We start from the raw sequence: 303 nt of genomic DNA on the forward strand, positions 1-303 counted from the left end.
CGGTGTTGCGAGCCTGCGAGGGACTGGTATCCGCAAAGGTCGGCTTGCGTGAGGCGTTCCGCGCGAAAGCGCTGCAGCATGCAAATGCCCTGAAGGTCGGCAGAACTCAGCTTCAAGATGCCGTTCCGATGACAGTCGGGCAAGAGTTCGGGGCCTTTGCCGAACTCATAGATGAGGACATCATCCAGCTTCAATCGGCATCGAGATTGTTGCTGGAAATCAACCTCGGCGGTTCGGCAATCGGCACGTCGATCAACGTGCCTCGCGAGTTCCCCAGTATCGTTTGCCGTCATCTGTCGCAAA

General features: G+C 57.4%; 1 protein-coding gene. It reads left to right on the forward strand.

From position 1 onward, the window contains the following. Positions 1–303, forward strand: a 303-nt coding sequence (locus tag EN807_RS34275) for a lyase family protein (protein ID WP_246684535.1), incomplete at both ends; no start/stop codon positions are given.

The sequence above is a fragment of the Mesorhizobium sp. M5C.F.Ca.ET.164.01.1.1 genome, from assembly GCF_004792125.1.
GTDB classification, from domain to species: Bacteria; Pseudomonadota; Alphaproteobacteria; order Rhizobiales; family Rhizobiaceae; genus Mesorhizobium; species Mesorhizobium wenxiniae.